The sequence below is a fragment of the Teichococcus oryzae genome, assembly GCF_008386565.1.
Lineage (GTDB): Bacteria > Pseudomonadota > Alphaproteobacteria > Acetobacterales > Acetobacteraceae > Pseudoroseomonas > Pseudoroseomonas oryzae.
The window spans coordinates 1-518 of sequence record NZ_VUKA01000087.1; the positions used below are offsets into that span (position 1 = coordinate 1).

Consider the following 518-nt stretch of genomic DNA (forward strand, 5'->3'; position numbering starts at 1 on the left):
TCCAGTTGCTCCAAGGACACCGGCATCTATCTGAATTCCAGATGGCTCCTAACTTGTTACTCCGGCTGTTCTGGATGGAAAACCGCCTCATCGGCAGTTTTTCGAAGAGTTAGACCATGCGCACCACCCGTGACCGGATCCGCCACGCCATCCTGTTTGAGCTCATCGGCCTGGCCCTCATCATTCCGCTGGGCGGCCTTGTCTTTGGGCTTGGCGTCGAGACCATGGGGGCCATCGGCATCGGCAGCTCCGTGGTGGCCACGGCCTGGAACTACCTCTACAACCTCGGCTTCGACCGCGCGATGCAGCGCTGGGCTGGGCACACCCGGAAAAGCCTGAGCCTGCGCGTTGCCCATGCCGTGCTGTTCGAGGCCGGGTTGCTGCTGATCCTGCTGCCGCCCATTGCTTGGTACCTGGACATCACCCTCGTTCAGGCTCTGGTGATGGATCTCGCGATCGCCGCCTTCTACGTGGCCTACGCCTTCACCTTCAACTTGGCCTACGACCGCGTCTTCCCT

At 61.2% G+C, this 518-nt stretch carries 1 protein-coding gene; it reads left to right on the plus strand.

Annotated elements, in window-relative coordinates:
• Positions 1-116: 116 nt before the first annotated feature.
• Positions 117-518: PACE efflux transporter (locus F0Q34_RS21655; RefSeq protein ID WP_149814432.1), on the plus strand; the 402-nt coding region annotated here is incomplete at its 3' end.